Origin of the sequence: Christensenella massiliensis (genome assembly GCF_040409835.1) — a bacterium.
In the GTDB taxonomy this organism is placed as follows: Bacteria; Bacillota; Clostridia; order Christensenellales; family Christensenellaceae; genus Christensenella; species Christensenella massiliensis.
This window is the reverse complement of the sequence record NZ_CP117826.1, coordinates 49,508-65,786: the sequence shown is the minus strand read 5'-3', so window position 1 is coordinate 65,786 and position 16,279 is coordinate 49,508. Positions and strand designations below refer to the sequence as shown.

The 16,279-nt window shown below is 51.6% G+C and carries 13 protein-coding genes; 4 read left to right on the top strand and 9 right to left on the bottom strand.

Annotated features, from left to right (window positions below; genetic code table 11):
- Positions 1–251 precede the first annotated feature (251 nt).
- Complete coding sequence (locus tag PUP29_RS00320) at positions 252–1,712, top strand: 4Fe-4S dicluster domain-containing protein (protein ID WP_079545241.1); 1,461 nt, start codon at positions 252–254, stop codon at positions 1,710–1,712.
- A gap of 52 nt (positions 1,713–1,764) precedes the next feature.
- Here the strand turns inward: PUP29_RS00320 and PUP29_RS00315 are convergent, their stop codons facing one another.
- Genes PUP29_RS00315 through PUP29_RS00285 form a run of 7 tightly spaced genes read right to left on the bottom strand, consistent with a single transcriptional unit; the run spans position 1,765 to position 8,980 of the window.
- Positions 1,765–3,378 carry a CTP synthase gene (locus PUP29_RS00315; protein ID WP_079545243.1) on the bottom strand — a complete coding sequence of 538 codons (1,614 nt, stop codon included), beginning with the start codon at positions 3,376–3,378 and terminating at the stop codon, positions 1,765–1,767.
- An 18-nt stretch (positions 3,379–3,396) separates the two neighbouring features.
- Positions 3,397–3,966, bottom strand: coding sequence for an ANTAR domain-containing response regulator (locus tag PUP29_RS00310; protein WP_079545245.1), 570 nt, complete (start codon positions 3,964–3,966; stop codon positions 3,397–3,399).
- An 11-nt stretch (positions 3,967–3,977) separates the two neighbouring features.
- A complete protein-coding gene (locus PUP29_RS00305; protein ID WP_079545246.1) occupies positions 3,978–4,691 on the bottom strand; it encodes a glutamate synthase in 714 nt (237 codons plus the stop codon).
- A complete protein-coding gene (locus PUP29_RS00300; RefSeq protein ID WP_079545248.1) occupies positions 4,688–5,920 on the bottom strand; it encodes an NAD(P)/FAD-dependent oxidoreductase in 1,233 nt (410 codons plus the stop codon). The genes PUP29_RS00305 and PUP29_RS00300 overlap by 4 nt, the downstream gene beginning before the upstream one ends.
- Before the next feature lie 3 nt (positions 5,921–5,923).
- Positions 5,924–6,352 (bottom strand): 4Fe-4S dicluster domain-containing protein, encoded by a 429-nt coding sequence (locus PUP29_RS00295; RefSeq protein WP_079545250.1) that lies wholly within the window; start codon positions 6,350–6,352, stop codon positions 5,924–5,926.
- 2 nt (positions 6,353–6,354) lie between these two features.
- On the bottom strand, positions 6,355–7,860 hold the full coding sequence (locus tag PUP29_RS00290; protein ID WP_079545252.1) for a glutamate synthase-related protein: 1,506 nt from the start codon (positions 7,858–7,860) through the stop codon (positions 6,355–6,357).
- 1 nt (position 7,861) lies between these two features.
- Entirely contained in the window at positions 7,862–8,980 is a 1,119-nt protein-coding gene (locus PUP29_RS00285; protein ID WP_079547757.1) for a class II glutamine amidotransferase, read from the bottom strand.
- 327 nt (positions 8,981–9,307) lie between these two features.
- Between PUP29_RS00285 and PUP29_RS00280 the strand changes: the two genes are divergently transcribed.
- The 3 genes from PUP29_RS00280 to PUP29_RS00270 all read left to right on the top strand — a co-directional run bounded on the left by PUP29_RS00280 (position 9,308) and on the right by PUP29_RS00270 (position 14,305).
- Positions 9,308–11,392 carry a glutamine synthetase III gene (locus PUP29_RS00280; RefSeq protein WP_079545253.1) on the top strand — a complete coding sequence of 695 codons (2,085 nt, stop codon included), beginning with the start codon at positions 9,308–9,310 and terminating at the stop codon, positions 11,390–11,392.
- A 101-nt stretch (positions 11,393–11,493) separates the two neighbouring features.
- Positions 11,494–13,188, top strand: a complete 1,695-nt coding sequence (locus tag PUP29_RS00275; RefSeq protein WP_079545255.1) for an ammonium transporter — start codon at positions 11,494–11,496, stop codon at positions 13,186–13,188.
- A gap of 178 nt (positions 13,189–13,366) precedes the next feature.
- Positions 13,367–14,305 (top strand): delta-lactam-biosynthetic de-N-acetylase, encoded by a 939-nt coding sequence (locus PUP29_RS00270; RefSeq protein ID WP_353423534.1) that lies wholly within the window; start codon positions 13,367–13,369, stop codon positions 14,303–14,305.
- A gap of 46 nt (positions 14,306–14,351) precedes the next feature.
- On the opposite strand, the gene trpA is transcribed toward PUP29_RS00270, so the two are convergent.
- Positions 14,352–15,092, bottom strand: a complete 741-nt coding sequence (gene trpA, locus PUP29_RS00265) for a tryptophan synthase subunit alpha (protein WP_353423533.1) — start codon at positions 15,090–15,092, stop codon at positions 14,352–14,354.
- Entirely contained in the window at positions 15,085–16,272 is a 1,188-nt protein-coding gene (gene trpB / locus PUP29_RS00260) for a tryptophan synthase subunit beta (RefSeq protein ID WP_353423532.1), read from the bottom strand. Before trpB ends, trpA begins: the two co-directional genes overlap by 8 nt.
- Between the last annotated feature and the right edge of the window lie 7 nt (positions 16,273–16,279).

Below are 16,279 nucleotides of genomic sequence, written 5' to 3'. Positions count from 1 at the left end.
TAGTGCCTTTTTAATACCCATTTTCTCTTATGGCCTATCATTTATTTTTAATAAAGCCCCGATCTGTATATCTTTTCCGGGACCCTGCTCTCTTTTTTCAGCTTCAGCTCTTTATACGATTTTCGTATGACAGTATGATATATTTTATGTTAATATGGTTTTTTTATGCGGGAAAAGCGGCTTTCCGAAACTTAATTCAGGACGCATTGACAGCAGGTTTTGAAACCATTATAGTAAGTATGAAGAGAATAATGAACCAAGGAGAAAATCATTTGGATTACAGAGTGTTCGACACAAGCGTACAGGAAATCAAATATAAGGTCCTCAAAGAAGTAGCGTCCCTTGCATGGGAGGATGATCTGGACCGCGGGCTGCTCCATATCGCGGAAAAAATCATGCCGGGGCCTAAACCCACGATGCGTTGCTGCATTTATAAGGAGCGCGCTATTATCAATGAGCGCGTCAAGCTTGCCATGGGCGGCGATCCTGATAATCCGAATGTTGTCGAGGTCCTCAATATTGCCTGCGACGAATGCCCGGTCGACGGGATCCGTGTTTCCGAGGCATGCCGCGGCTGCATCGCCCACCGCTGCAAAAACGTTTGCCCCAAGGATGCCATCGAGATCATAGATTTAAAAGCGCATATCAATCCTGATAGGTGTATCGAATGCGGCCGCTGCGTCGCCGCTTGTCCCTATAACGCGATTGCAAAAATGGTGCGCCCGTGCGAGAACGCCTGCAAAGTCGGCGCCATTACTATGACAGAGGATAAAAAAGCGGATATCCACGATGAAAAATGTATCTCCTGCGGCGCATGCGTCTATCAGTGCCCGTTTGGCGCGATCTCCGACCGTTCGTTTATCCTCGAGGCAATCAATATTCTCAAGCAGGCGGAAAACAACACCAACTATAAAGTATATGCCGTCGTCGCCCCCGCGATCTCCAGCCAATTCAGCGGCATCAAGGTCGAGCAGGTAGTTGCCGGCATCAAGCGTCTGGGCTTTTTCAACGTCGTCGAGGCCGCTCTCGGTGCGGATATGACAGCGTATAAGGAGGCCGAAGAGCTTTATGAAAAGAAATTTCTCACCAGCTCCTGCTGCCCTGCTTTTGTGCGTTATATCAAAACGGCCTTTCCGGACCTTGCCCAGCATATTTCGCATAACGTTTCCCCCATGGAGGAAATTTCCACGTATTTGAAAAAGATGGATCCTGATTCCAAAATCATCTTTATCGGGCCGTGTATTGCAAAAAAAATGGAATATAAGCTGCCTGAAGTCGAAGGTATCATAGACTGCGTCATTACGTTCGAGGAGCTGCTTGCGCTTTTGGACAGCCGGGGGATCGATCTCAACGATATGCCCGAAGAGCCGCTCGACAACGCTTCCTACTACGGCCGCATCTTTGCGCGCAGCGGCGGCGTTTCTACCGCGGTGGCACAGGCGCTGAAAGAACACGGTTATGACGATTTCACCTGCAATCCCGCTGTGTGCAACGGCATCGAGGAATGCAAGGTCGCTCTTCTCAAGGCCTCGCGCGGTATCCTGCAGGAAAACTTTATCGAAGGTATGGCCTGTCAGGATGGCTGTATCGGCGGCGCAGCCTGCATCACACACGGTCCTAAAGACAAAAAACAGGTAGACGCTTACGGCAATGAAGCAAAAGAAACCACGATCAAGGAATCTATTGGTATTTTAGGAATGATCAGGGAATAAAGCATTTCGTAAAAGGACCGGGGTTCCCGGTCTTTTTTATGCTCCGATCAGTTCATAGCGCACATTTCGTCTGGTGTGCAAGCGCGGCCGCAACAAATTCCCGGAACAGCGGGTGCGCTTTATTCGGTCGGCTTTTGAATTCGGGATGGAATTGTACGCCGATGAAAAAGTCGTTTTCCGGGATCTCTACAGCCTCTACGAGCTTTCCGTCCGGCGAAAGCCCCGTTAGAGCAAGCCCCGCTTCCTGCATTTGCTTTCGAAAATCATTGTTGAATTCATAGCGGTGCCTGTGGCGCTCCATCACGTTTTCCTCACCGTAGGCACGCTGCATGATGGAATCCGGCAGGATTCGGCATGGATATGCTCCAAGGCGCATCGTTCCGCCCTTTTTATCTACCTCTATTTGTTCGGGCATCAGGTCGATCACAGAATAGATGTTGGTCTCGTCAAATTCACGGGAGTTCGCACTCCGGTACCCAAGCACATTGCGCGCATATTCGATGACTGCTACTTGCATGCCGAGGCAGATCCCGAGAAACGGTATATTTTGCTCCCGTGCATATTTCGCAGCTTCTATCTTTCCCTCTATTCCCCGGGTTCCAAAGCCTCCCGGTATCAATATTCCATTGCAGCCCGCAAGCTTTTCTTTTACATTCTCCCCATTGAGCTCCTCTGAATCGAGCCATTCTATCTGTACATGTGCTCCGTTTTCATATCCCGCATGTGCAAGCGCTTCCGCCACAGAAAGATAGGCGTCGTGCAGCTGTACATATTTTCCTACAAGCGCGATATGCACAGGCGTTTTTGCATTTTTGATCCGCGCAAGCATTTGTTCCCACTCTGAAAGCTCCGGTCTGCCGCAATCTATGCGGAGCTCGCGGCACACGATCTCCGCGAGTCCGTTTTTCTCCAGCATGATAGGCGCCTGATAAAGAATAGGCAAGGTCCTGTTTTCGATCACGCAGTCCGGCTTTACGTTGCAGAACAGCGCGATCTTCTGCTTGATCGTCTCTCCCACCGCTTCATCACTGCGCATCACGATGATATCCGGCATGATCCCGAAAGACTGAAGTTCTTTCACAGAATGCTGGGTCGGCTTCGATTTATGTTCTCCCGAACTCTTGATATACGGAACGAGCGTTACGTGGATAAACAGGCAGTTGTCCCGGCCCACCTCACAGCTTACCTGACGGATCGCCTCCAGAAAGGGCTGGCTTTCGATGTCGCCTGTCGTTCCTCCGATCTCCGTAATGACAACATCTGCGTTCGTTTTTTTGCCTACAGCGTAAATAAAGGTTTTGATCTCATTGGTAACATGTGGGATCACCTGAACGGTTTCGCCGAGATATTCCCCTTTCCGTTCTTTCGTAAGCACATTCCAGTATACCTTTCCGGTCGTGAGGTTGGAGAATTGGTTCAAATCCTCGTCGATAAATCTTTCATAATGCCCAAGATCAAGGTCCGTCTCCGCGCCGTCCTCCGTCACAAAGACCTCGCCATGCTGGAACGGGCTCATTGTTCCCGGATCAACGTTAATATACGGGTCGAGCTTTTGCGCCGCTATTTTGAGGCCGCGCGCCTTCAGAAGCCGTCCGAGCGATGCCGCAGTGATCCCTTTTCCAAGCCCCGAGACAACGCCGCCCGTTACAAAAATATACTTTGTCATAGTACCCTCCCTGATTTTTTATTCTTCCGTATAGGTTTTCAGCAATTCTTCAGCGACCTGCCTTTTGGATATCCGCATATCCATCGCCTGTTTTTCAATATAACGGTGCGCTTGCGGTTCCGTCAGGCCGAGTACTTGGATCAGTGTACATTTTGCCCGGTCCACAAGCCCCATATCCTCTAATCTGCGGGAAAGGCGTCTGTTTTCATCGCGTATACCATACATTCTGTTCCGCGTCGCCTGCGCAAGCCGGAACGTCTGCCGGAACGCCGCCTTCGAAAGAGGAGTCCGCGCAACGAGTCCGCCTGCCGCTTCGATCTGCACGGCAAGGCGTTCGTCTATATCGTTTTTTGCAATTACGATCATTCCGCAATAGCTGTTGCGCGATGCATATTCGGCAAGCGCTTCCCCAAATTCATCCGGCAGCGGCGCATGAATGATCAGGATATCGATCTCCATCTTGCTGAGCGTCTCCCGCGCCTCTTTGCCATCCTGTGCACATAAAACCTCCTGTCGGCCGTATTCCTGAACCAAATGTGCAAAGAAATCCCGCCCCTTCAGCGTTCCGGAGACAAGCAATACCCGCATGGCTTTCCTCCTTAATTCTGCGTATAAAGCTGCCTGTAAGGATTTTTGGAATCCGGACGCAGCACATAAAAGTCACTGTTCATGATCATGCACTCTCTCCGTCCGAATATTTCACAAAATTCTTTTACATACGTTTCGATCGTTTCCATATCCTCTTCAGAAGCCTTTTCCACAGTAATCTGTCTCGGCAAGCCTTTAGGCGGAACGGAGCAGCGCAGATATATCCTGCCGCCGTGCATGCCCATACCGCAGAAATTGCCTACCGGTTTTGTATGCTCAAGTCCGAGTACGATGATCGTTCCTCCGGCCTGATATTCCCCCAGAAAGCTTCCGGCCGCGCCGCCGATCACTAATACCGGGCTTTTTTCCTTATATTCTTTCATGTGTATCCCGGCCCGGTAACCTACGTCGCCATTCACGAAAATTTTCCCGCCGCGCATCGCATAGCCTGTCGCGTCGCCCGATGAGCCCGCAATATAGATCGCACCATCGTTCATCGTGTCGCCCGTCGCGTCCTGTGCATTCCCGTGCACAAGGATCGTGCTCCCATCCAGATAGGCCCCCAGCGCATTTCCCGGCGTTCCGTTGATCACGATACTCTTTCCTGCAAGACCGCTTCCAATATATCGCTGGCCCATGCAGTTATCGACCACGATTTCCCTGCCCGCCGTTTTGATCTGTTCGTTCAATTCTTTGAAATGCATTCCTGCCGCATTGATGTTCATTTTTCCGCACCTCCCAGTTTTTTCATCCGTTCTGTCCGCGAAAACGCCATAAGCTGAGGCTTTTGCTTAATGAGCTCGTAATCGATGCTTTCAAGAGGCGTCCGTTCCCGGATCAATGCCGTATAGATCCCGGCACGCGCAACGTCGCCAATCAAAACAAAGCCCTTCAAAACGCCGTCTCTCCGGACAAGCAGCTTATAGCTTTCTCCCTCCCTATGGACAAACCGTTCTCCAGCATAGCTTCCGGCAGTGATCATGTGCAGTCCAAAAAATCCGATCGCATTCATAGGCATCGCCTTATCATAGCTTTTGCTTCCTCCCGCCATATTAACGCCCGCGCACTCTCCCTGCATATAAGCATTCGGCAAAAGAGCCAGAGGACGGTCCGTATCCGTCGTGATATCATGGCTTTCCGTACAGTCGCCTGCAGCATAGATATCCTGCCGCGACGTCTGGCAGCTTGCATCCGTTACGATCCCTTTTTTCACTTCGATCCCCGCTTTTTCTGCAATCTCCACATTGGGGCGTACCCCTACTGCGATCACAAGAACGTCAAAGGAGAGCTTCTTTTCACTTGAAAGCACCGCGGTATTCCGATCAAAGGACGTCACGCCGTCCGACAAATGAAAACGTATCCCTTCCCGTTCAATATGCCTTTGCACCAACGCCGCCGCTTCCGGTTCCAGAATGCTGGGCAATATCCTGTCCGCGAGATCCACAACGTCTATCTGCCGTACCTTGTGGGCGATCCCCTCGGCACATTTCAGGCCGATCAGGCCCGCTCCCATAATCAGAACTCTGCTGTCTGCTTTTAAAGCCGAATCGAGAGCCTCTGCATCCTGAAGCGACATGAACGTGTATTTTTTCTCCACACTGTTTAAACCTTCTATGTTTGGTATGAACGGTCTTGACCCTGTTGCGATCAGCAGCTTTTCATACGCTACCGCTTCTCCGTCCTCAAGCAGCACCCGTTTTTTCGCTGCGTCTATCCCTGCCGCGGTCTTTCCGAGAAGCGTAGTGCAGCCCATTTTCCGATAAAAGCCGTCCGCCCTGTATTTCATCCGTTCTTTCGTCGTTTCTCCGGCCAGCAGGTAGGAGATCGCCGGACGCGAATAGGTATGGTACGGCTCTTCCGCGATCAGCAGAAGCTCGTTTTCCTTATCATGCTGTCGAATCCCCTCTATGCATCCGACGGCGGCCGCTGAATTTCCAATGATCACATATCTCATGGTCTATCTCTCCTCAAATACAATGGCCCTGTTCGGGCAGCCCTCCACACATGCCGGCTTTCCGCCCGCATTGTTTATGCACAGCTCGCATTTTTGCATCACGCCCGTATCTGACGGCATGATCGCCCCATAAGGACACATCAGGATGCAGGTGCAGCAGCCGACGCATTTTTCCTGATCGATCATGATGACGCCATCTTCCACAGAAAGCGCCCCCATAATACACCCTTTCATACAAAGCGGCTCCTCACAATGCCGACAGGAAACCGCAAAATGAATATTTCCCGCTTCCTCAATACGAATGCGCGGATTGATGGGTACATCTTTGAGTGCCTTTACCATATCCGTTTCCGCAGAATTCGAAAATGCGCAGTTATATTCGCACAGATGACATCCAAGACACCATTTTTCATCTACATAGATTCTTTTCATTCTCATTCACCCGCATATTTCACGCCAAGGATGCCAAGCTCTTTTTCATTCAGCCCGATCCCGCGCAGCATCAGCCTGTTTCCTTTCAGCGCCTCGATAGAATTGATCCCCATGCCGCCCATCATCTCTTTGATCTCGTGCTGCCATGCATGGATAAGGTTTACGAGCCGTTCGCTTCCAATATCCGGATTCAGACGCTTTACAAGCTCCGGCTCCTGCGTTGCGATCCCCCAGTTGCATTTTCCCGCCTGACAGCTGCGGCATAGGTGACAGCCGAGTGCAAGAAGCGCACCTGTCGCAATATATACTGCATCTGCACCGAGCGCCACCGCTTTCACAACGTCCGCGCTGTTGCGGATACTGCCCCCTACAACGATCGAAACATTGTTTCGTATTCCCTCGTCCCGCAGGCGTTGGTCTACGCTTGCCAGAGCAAGCTCGATCGGTATCCCCACATTGTCCCGTATCCGGGTAGGCGCGGCGCCCGTGCCGCCGCGGAAGCCGTCTATTGCGATAATATCCGCACCGCTGCGTGCAACACCGGAAGCAATCGCCGCCACATTGTGCACCGCCGCTATTTTTACGATCACAGGCTTTTGATAATCCGTCGCCTCTTTCAGCGAATAGACAAGCTGGCGCAGATCCTCTATGGAATAGATATCGTGATGCGGTGCGGGCGAGATCGCATCGCTTCCCTCGGGTATCATGCGCGTACGTGAAACGTCTCCTACGATTTTCTGGCCCGGAAGATGCCCGCCGATCCCCGGCTTTGCCCCTTGCCCCATCTTGATCTCAATTGCGGCTCCGGCATTCAGATAGTCCTTATGCACGCCAAAGCGCCCGGAAGCGACCTGAACGATCGTATTTGCGCTGTACTCATAAAAGTCCTCATGCAGCCCGCCTTCCCCTGTGTTATAAAGCGTATTCAGCGCCCGCGCAGCGCGGGCAAGGCTCTCGTGCGCATTATAGCTGATGGAGCCATATGACATAGCGGAAAACATGACCGGAACGTCAAGCTCGAGCTGCGGCGTCAGATTACAGATGATTTCTCCATTTTGGTCCCGCTGTATCGCGCCGGGCTTCTTTCCCAGATAAACGCGCGTCTCCATCGGCTCCCGCAGCGGGTCGATGGATGGATTCGTTACCTGAGATGCATTGATCAGCAGCTTGTCCCAATAAACGGGATATGGTTTGGGATTTCCCATCGAAGAGAGCAACACGCCTCCCGTTGCCGCCTGCCGGTAAACCTCTTTGATCGTCTCGCCCGTCCAGTTTGCATTTTCCTTAAACGTGTGGTCCGTCTTTACGATCTTCAGCGCCCGCGTTGGGCACAAGGAAACGCATCTGTGGCAATTGACGCATTTTGCATCGTCGCTTTTCATCAAGTTCAGCGTTTCATCAAGCATGTGCACACCGTTCGCGCATTGCCTTTCACATACACGGCACGCAATACATTTCGTTTGATCGCGTACCACCTCATAATCCGGATATAAAAAATTGATCGCCATATTACGCACTCTCCTTTGCGCTCTCCGCCTGTCCTGTTTCGTTCAGCGTCACAATGACGGGCTCTCCTCCGCTCGGCGCCCATATCCTGTCCGGTTCGGGCTCGATCACGCGGATCGCGCATTCCTCGCTCGCCACATAAACCATATCGTCCTTTTCAGCCGCTACCATAGACCGTAGCTTCAGTCTGTCGTTTAAAGCCATCATACCGCCCTCGAATCCAAGCAGAATAGAAAACGGGCCTGTAATAAGCAGACTGGAGAAAGCGTTCCTTAAATAGGTGAATTTTGCACGCTTTTCCGGCGGCATCTGCTCGATCGTGCTCCAAAACGGCGCAGCGATCACATTCGCAATCTCCTCATGGCTGAGTCCCTGCCGCCGTCCGAGATAATCGATCATATAGGTGATTACCTCCGTATCCGTAAGAAGCGTACATTTATATCCAAACATTTCGATATAGCGGCGGTTCGCGTCATAGGAGGATATTTCCCCATTATGTACGATGGAATTATCCAGCATCGCAAAAGGATGCGCGCCGCCCCACCAACCGGGCGTGTTCGTCGGGTAACGTCCGTGAGCTGTCCAGCAGTAGCCGTGATATTCCTCCAGCCGGTAAAATTCCCCGACGTCTTCCGGAAATCCGACCGCTTTGAACACTCCCATATTTTTACCGCTCGAAAAAACGTATGCACCATGAAGCTGCGTATTGATCTTAATGACGCTGCGTACGACAAATTCCTTTTCATCGAGCTGGCTTTCTTTCAGCTTCGTATGCAGCGGCGTTACAAAATACCGCCAGATAAGAGGCTCGTCTGTGATGCGCGGATGCTTGCGGGTCGGTATCTTGGAAAGATTGATGATATCGAAATGCTCTTCCAAAAACTCCTCGCATGCCAGCTTTGCCGCTTTATTGTCATAAAAAATGTGAAACGCATAATAATCCTTATATTCCGGATAAATACCATATCCTGCGAATCCGCCTCCAAGACCGTTGGAACGGTCGTGCATCATGGAGATCGATCGGATAATAGAGTTTCCGTCCACTCTCTTTCCGTTTCTGGAAAACATCCCGGATATTGCGCATCCTGACGGGATCCTCACTTGTCCTTCTCTTGGTTGCATCATTTTTTCCACCTTTTCGTTATACATTTTTTACAATCGCTATGATACGCTTCTCTCCCATCTCCTGTCAATAGAAAAATGAAATATTTTAAATTTTTATTGCATTTTATAGCTATTTTATCAAATTTATCAGCCTAATAATTCAATTTATTGCAATTTTATATAAAAATATTTCATTTTTTTACAAAAATGCCTTGACTTTTCCTTTCCGCGGTCTTATAATCCGAACTGTAGACAGCAAAGGCGCTGCGGAAAACCAAAAAAACCTTTCCCGCAGCGTCTTTCAAATTTTATAAAGAATCTATATAACAGGAAGGAACAAGGAAAATGACAAAGGTACCGGAATTGTTTGGCAGTATGGTGTTCGGTGACGCGGCAATGAAAGAGCGCCTGCCGAAGGATACCTACAAAGCTCTGAAAAAGACGATCGAGGACGGGAAAGACCTCGATATCGGCGTAGCGAACGTCGTAGCGAACGCTATGAAAAACTGGGCGATCGAGCACGGCGTCACTCATTTCACGCATTGGTTCCAGCCCATGACGGGAACGACGGCGGAAAAGCATGACAGCTTCATCTCTCCCTCGCCGGACGGCAAGGTCATCATGGAGTTTTCCGGTAAAGAGCTCATCAAGGGTGAACCCGACGCGTCGAGTTTTCCTTCCGGCGGCCTGCGCGCGACTTTCGAGGCGCGCGGCTATACGGCTTGGGACCCTACCTCCTATGCCTTTATAAAGGACGGTATTCTCTGTATCCCGACAGCCTTTTGTTCCTATGGCGGAGAAGCGCTTGACAAAAAAACGCCCCTGCTCCGTTCTATGGAGACGCTGAACGATCAGGCGCTCCGTATCCTGCGTCTGTTCGGAAATACGAAAGCAAAACGCGTTCTTACTACCGTCGGGCCTGAACAGGAATACTTTCTCATCGACCGCGAAATGTACGAAAAGCGGCGCGATTTGAAATATTGCAACCGTACCCTGTTCGGGGCAAAACCTCCTAAGGGTCAGGAAATGGACGATCATTACTTCGGCTCGATCCGTCCGCGCGTTTCCGCTTTTATGAAAGAGCTTGACGAGGAATTGTGGAAGCTGGGCGTTCTTGCCAAAACAAAGCATAATGAAGTTGCTCCGGCGCAGCATGAGTTAGCTCCTATTTTTACGACGACGAACATCGCCACAGATCATAATCAGCTTACGATGGAGGTCATGCGGCGGGTGGCTTATAAGCACGGCCTTGCCTGTCTGTTGCACGAAAAACCGTTTGCAGGAGTGAACGGCAGCGGGAAGCATAACAACTGGTCCATTTCTACCGATACGGGCGAAAATCTGCTGAATCCTACAGACGATCCGCACAGCAATTTGCAGTTTCTGCTGTTCCTGTGCGCCGTCATCAAGGGCGTAGACGAATATCAGGATCTGATGCGCGTCTCCGTCGCCAGCGCAGGCAACGACCACAGGCTGGGCGCAAACGAGGCTCCCCCGGCCATCATCTCTATGTTTCTCGGCGATGAGCTGACGAGCGTATTAGAGTCTATCGAGACGGACAGCGATTATATCGATCAGGCTAAGTGCGATATGGAAATGGGCGTTCACGTTCTCCCCAACTTTCAGAAAGATACGACAGACCGAAACCGTACTTCGCCGTTTGCATTTACGGGCAATAAGTTTGAATTCCGTATGCTTGGCTCAAGCCTTTCGATTTCCGGCCCCAATGTCGTGCTCAACACAGTCGTTGCGGAAGAACTGAAGCAATTTGCAGATGAACTGGAACGCGGAGACTGTTTCACACAGGATGTGCTGAATCTGATCAAAAAGACGGTGAAAGAGCATAAACGCATCATCTTCAACGGCAACAATTACTCTGACGAGTGGGTCGCCGAGGCTGAAAGGCGCGGGCTGCTCAATTTAAAGTCCACCGCCGACTGTATGCCCTATTTCATCCACGCAAAGAATGTGAAGCTCTTTACGGAGCACCATATTTTTACGGAAGCAGAGATGCATTCGCGGTATGAGATCATTCTCGAAAACTATTGCAAGACACTCAATATCGAGGCTTTAACGATGCTGCAAATGTCTAAAAAAAGCATCATACCTGCCGTAAGCGCCTACACAAAAGAGCTCGCAGACGCAGCAATCTCCAAGAAGCAGATCGGTGCGGATACATCGGCGGAGGAACGTCTTGCAAAAGAGCTTTCAGCTCAGCTGTCTTGTTTCTTAAAGGCAGTTGATGCGCTCGACCTCGCTCTTCTCGGTGCAAAGCAATATCCCGAGATCGGTGAATGTGCGAAATACTACCGCGAGTCCGTCTTTACCGCCATGCAGGAGCTGCGCGGTATCTCCGATACGATGGAGACCTTCGTCAGTAAAAAAATCTGGCCGTGGCCGACCTATGGCGATCTGCTGTTCAGCGTATAAAGTAGCGGAACGCAAACTGAATATCATTCGACACAAAGGCGTGTCTCAGACGGTTCCCCGTCCGAGACACGCCTTTTATATTTTTTAGGAGGTTTTGTATTATGTTTTCTGCAGTCGACACAGTATGGGTACTTCTCGGTGCAGCACTGGTCTTCTTCATGCAGGCTGGTTTCGCCATGGTCGAAACGGGCCTTACACGTGCAAAGAACACCGGCAACATCATCATGAAGAACCTGATGGATTTTTCTCTCGGTTCAGTCGTCTACTGGGCTGTCGGCTTCGGCCTGATGTTCGGCGTCTCTGCGGGAGGGTTTATCGGCACTCCGAGCTTTTTCGCTCAGAGCGGATATACCTCCGGGGATATCCCGCCATACGTATTTTTTATTTTTCAGACGATGTTCTGTGCAACAGCCGCGACGATCGTATCCGGAGCAATGGCGGAGCGCACTAAATTCTCCGCATATTGTATCTACAGCGTTATCATAAGCCTTGTTATCTATCCGATCTCCGGTCACTGGATCTGGGGCGGCGGCTGGCTTTCTGCTCTCGGCTTCCACGATTTCGCAGGCTCCACCGCCGTTCACATGGTAGGCGGCGTGGCGGCACTGGTCGGCGCTAAGATACTCGGGCCCCGTATTGGGAAGTATGACAAGAATGGCAAGCCTAAGGCGATCCTTGGACACAGCATCCCGCTCGCTGCGCTCGGCGTATTTATCCTGTGGTTCGCATGGTTCGGCTTCAACGGCTGTTCCACGCTTAGCGTACAGGGTGACAGCGCCAACTGGGCAGGCAAAATCTTTACGACCACCAGTCTTTCGGCAGCAGCCGGTTCCATCGGCGCAATGTGTATTACATGGGTCCGCTATAAAAAGCCGGACGTATCCATGACGCTGAACGGCGCGCTTGCCGGGCTTGTAGGCATTACGGCAGGCTGTGATACGGTAGAACCGTGGGCCGCTTTCGTCATAGGCTTGATTAGTTCGTTTGTCGTAGTCTTTGGCGTTGAGCTGCTCGATAAAAAGCTCAGGATCGACGACCCGGTCGGCGCGATTCCCGTACACGGCTTCTGCGGTGCTGTCGGTACCCTTCTGGTAGGTATCTTCTCCGTAGATGGCGGTCTTATTTATACCGGAGACGCTTCTTTCCTTGGAATTCAGGCTCTTGGCGTCGTATGCGTCATCGCGTGGGTGGCCGTTACCATGACGGTCGTATTCCAGATCATCAAGCACACGATCGGCCTGCGCGTATCCAAAGCGGAGGAGCTCGCCGGGCTCGACATCAAAGAGCATGGTCTCTCCAGCGGTTATGCAGATTTCATGCCCGCCGCTCCGTCGGGCTTTGCAGCAGCCGAGAAAGCCGGCTCTCCCGTTTCTTTGGAAAACGCTGTGCCCGTTGAACGGATGCCAAAAGCAGCGGCGGCGACTTCCGCTTCTGATGTCAAGATGACAAAGCTTGTAGTCGTAGCAAATCATGACCGGTTCAACACGCTGAAAGCCAAGTTGGAGGAAATCGGCGTGACCGGCATTACTGTGTCGCAGGTCATGGGAGCCGGGATGCAGAAAGGTCATACGGAATATTACCGCGGCGTAGAGGTCGATATCAATCTTCTTCCAAAGGTAAAGGTAGAGATCGTTGTCTGCAAGATACCGGTCGGGACCGTGATCGCGGCAATCAAGGAGGCTTTGTATACCGGTCATATCGGCGACGGAAAGATCTTCGTATATGATGTCGAAAACGTCATCAAGGTCCGTACGGGCGAGGAGGGCTACGACGCTTTGCAGGACGAAACAGAATAAAAGCTCCTATCTCATTATCCCATTGTAAAAGGGAGAACGGTTTCGAACCGTTCTCCCTTTCTCATACAGGGAAGGCTCCCATTTTTGCATCATTTCTGTGAACTCTTCCGCAAGCATCTTGGGCGGCAGGCACTCCTATGCTATACTGGTTGTTAAGGACATACCACAGGAGTTTATTATGAAGCGTTTTCTTACTGCAGTATCATACTTTTTTATCTGTATCGTTCTCTTCACAGCCTGCGCGCAGACCCCGACGACGGCGGGCTCCCCGGCAGCAACGCCTTCTCCGTCTGCAGAAGCCACGCCTGCGCCGTCTCCTGTGCTTTCCCCTTCTCCTGCCCCAAGCGCCGCGCCTTCTGCGCCGCCCACTCCGACCCCGGAGCCAACGAAAACGCCGATCGAAGATATCCCAATCGATTATACGGCGCTCTCTGCTCTCGATGGAACAAAGGACGGCTGGGGGCAGGGGCTTGAGAAAGACGCTCTGAACCGTCCGACGGGCGCCTTATCCGCACAAGAGGCTTATGGGAAGTACAACGCTCTTTTCATTATGCCGGAGGAGCCAAAATTTTATCTTACCTTCGACGAGGGATATGAAAATGGGAATACCGCTGCGATCCTCGATGTGCTGAAAGAAAAAAATCAAAAGGCGACGTTCTTCGTCACCGCTTCCTATGTGCGCGATAATCCGGAGTTGGTCGAACGTATGATCGCTGAAGGCCATGTGATCGGCAATCACAGCGTGAACCACCTCTCCATGCCAGACCTGTCTCTTGAGCAGGCGCGCGATGAGATCGTTGGCCTGCATACCTATATGCGCGATACCTACGGGATCGAAATGACCGTTTTCCGTCCGCCGATGGGCGAATATTCACAGCAGACCCTCGCGCTCGCACAGGCTCTCGGCTATAAAACCGCTTTCTGGAGTTTTGCCTATTACGATTACGAGCCAGACGATCAAATGGGGCCCGATGCGGCTTATGAAAAAGTAACGCAGAATATCCATCCCGGCGAACTGATCCTTTTGCACGCCGTCTCTTCAGACAATACGGCGCTTCTTCCCGGATTGATCGACTGTCTGCGCGGGCAGGGATATGAAATATTGCCTCTTGCATAACAGCAAACGAAAAAGCGCCCTTGCCGGGCGCTTTTTGAATAGGGTTTCATTCGGCGCTGTGTATGGCGCGCGCCATTTTACGTACATATTCCGCGGCACGCGGGACACACTCCTGTCCGTATCGCCCGATGATCTCTACAACCGCGCTTTCCACCACAATTCCGTCTGCTTTTCGCGCCGCTTCTCCGGCCTCTTCCGGCGAAATGGCGTCAAACACAGATAGACAGGGAACGCTTCCCGCTGCTTTTGCACATGCGATAGTCTCATCATTCGGAAACACGCAATATAAGAATCCCTCCGCCGCCTGTGCCACCGCCTGTATCCGTTCTTCCGGCGCAGGCGCTACCGGCGAGGCAAGGTCTACCCCATATCGGCCGCAATAAGGCTGTAATTCTTTCCGCTCCTCAAGCGGCATATCCGGCACCACAAGCGCACATACCCCGAGCTCTCCGCAGCGCGCTACAAAGCGCTCACTCCCGTAGGTAAAGATCGGATTCAAATAGGTCATAAAGGAAAACGGTACATTTGTTTTTTTTCGCACCTGCGCGATCATATCGAATATTTTATCCGTCGTGGTCCCCGCAAGAAGCGCCCGCTCGTCTGCCTTTTGGATCACGAGCCCTTCCGCCACCGGATCGGAAAACGGGATCCCAAGCTCGATCAGGTCTGCTCCCGCCTTTGCCATTTCCAAAATCAGCTCCTCCGTAACAGTAAGATTCGGATCTCCGGCCGTGATAAACGGTATAAACGCTTTTCCCTTTTCAAAGGCCTGCTTTGTTTTAATCATGGATATCCACCCCCCGATACCGCGCGATCGCCGCAACGTCCTTGTCTCCCCTGCCGGAAAGATTGACAACGATAATCTCGTCCGGCTTCATCTCTGGCGCTGCTTTTTTGGCATACGCTACCGCATGCGCGCTCTCTATCGCAGGAATCACACCCTCCATACGGGACAGGTATTCAAACGCCTCCACCGCCTCGTCGTCAGTCACGGCAACATATTGTGCTCTGCCCGTATCATATAGCCATGCGTGCTCCGGTCCGATCCCCGGATAATCGAGGCCTGCAGAAATGGAATAGACCGGGGCGATCTGCCCATATTCGTCCTGACAAAAATAGGATTTCATTCCATGGAATATGCCCGGCGTTCCCTTTGCGATCGTTGCCGCATTGCGGTTCGTATCAAGCCCGCGGCCCGCAGCCTCGCAGCCGACCATTTTTACCCTTTCATCGCCGATGAAATCATAAAAAAGCCCCATCGCATTGCTCCCGCCGCCGACACAGGCAATCAGCATGTCCGGAAGCTTCCCCTCAGTCTTTAGAATCTGCTCCCGCACTTCACGCCCGATCACGCTTTGGAAATCCCGCACGATCGTCGGAAACGGGTGCGGCCCCATGACCGAGCCCAATACATAATGCGTGTCCGCAACGCGTTCTTTCCATTCCCGAAGCGTTTCGTTCACTGCGTCTTTCAGCGTGCCCGTTCCGCTCGTCACCGGATGTACCTTTGCGCCTAAAAGCTCCATACGATATACGTTCAGTGCTTGCCTTTCCGTATCCTCTTTTCCCATAAACACTTCGCATTCCATGCCGAACAGCGCGGCCGCTGTCGCCGTGGCGACTCCATGCTGCCCTGCGCCCGTCTCTGCGATGACGCGGGTCTTTCCCATTTTTTTCGCAAGCAGCACCTGTCCCAATACGTTGTTGAGCTTATGCGAGCCAGTATGATTCAGGTCTTCGCGCTTCAAATATATTTTCGCCCCTCCAAGGTCCTCCGTCATCCGCTTTGCATAATAAAGCAGCGACGGGCGCCCCGCATAAGAGGCGAGCAGCTCTTCCAGTTCTTTTTGAAAGGCTTTGTCCGTCCTATAATGTTCGTATGCTTTTTCGAGCTCGATGATCGCATTCATGAGCGTCTCGGGCAAATATTGACCTCCATATCTGCCAAATCTTCCTTTTTCGTCCATCGTTTCT

Coding starts and splice junctions, on each gene's coding strand:
- PUP29_RS00320 (WP_079545241.1), top strand. CDS start 252: ATGAACCAAGGAGAAAATCATTTGGATTACAGAGTGTTCGACACAAGC.
- PUP29_RS00315 (WP_079545243.1), bottom strand. CDS start 3,378: ATGACAAAGTATATTTTTGTAACGGGCGGCGTTGTCTCGGGGCTTGGA.
- PUP29_RS00310 (WP_079545245.1), bottom strand. CDS start 3,966: ATGCGGGTATTGCTTGTCTCCGGAACGCTGAAGGGGCGGGATTTCTTT.
- PUP29_RS00305 (WP_079545246.1), bottom strand. CDS start 4,691: ATGAACATCAATGCGGCAGGAATGCATTTCAAAGAATTGAACGAACAG.
- PUP29_RS00300 (WP_079545248.1), bottom strand. CDS start 5,920: ATGAGATATGTGATCATTGGAAATTCAGCGGCCGCCGTCGGATGCATA.
- PUP29_RS00295 (WP_079545250.1), bottom strand. CDS start 6,352: ATGAAAAGAATCTATGTAGATGAAAAATGGTGTCTTGGATGTCATCTG.
- PUP29_RS00290 (WP_079545252.1), bottom strand. CDS start 7,860: ATGGCGATCAATTTTTTATATCCGGATTATGAGGTGGTACGCGATCAA.
- PUP29_RS00285 (WP_079547757.1), bottom strand. CDS start 8,980: ATGCAACCAAGAGAAGGACAAGTGAGGATCCCGTCAGGATGCGCAATA.
- PUP29_RS00280 (WP_079545253.1), top strand. CDS start 9,308: ATGACAAAGGTACCGGAATTGTTTGGCAGTATGGTGTTCGGTGACGCG.
- PUP29_RS00275 (WP_079545255.1), top strand. CDS start 11,494: ATGTTTTCTGCAGTCGACACAGTATGGGTACTTCTCGGTGCAGCACTG.
- PUP29_RS00270 (WP_353423534.1), top strand. CDS start 13,367: ATGAAGCGTTTTCTTACTGCAGTATCATACTTTTTTATCTGTATCGTT.
- trpA (WP_353423533.1), bottom strand. CDS start 15,092: ATGATTAAAACAAAGCAGGCCTTTGAAAAGGGAAAAGCGTTTATACCG.
- trpB (WP_353423532.1), bottom strand. CDS start 16,272: ATGGACGAAAAAGGAAGATTTGGCAGATATGGAGGTCAATATTTGCCC.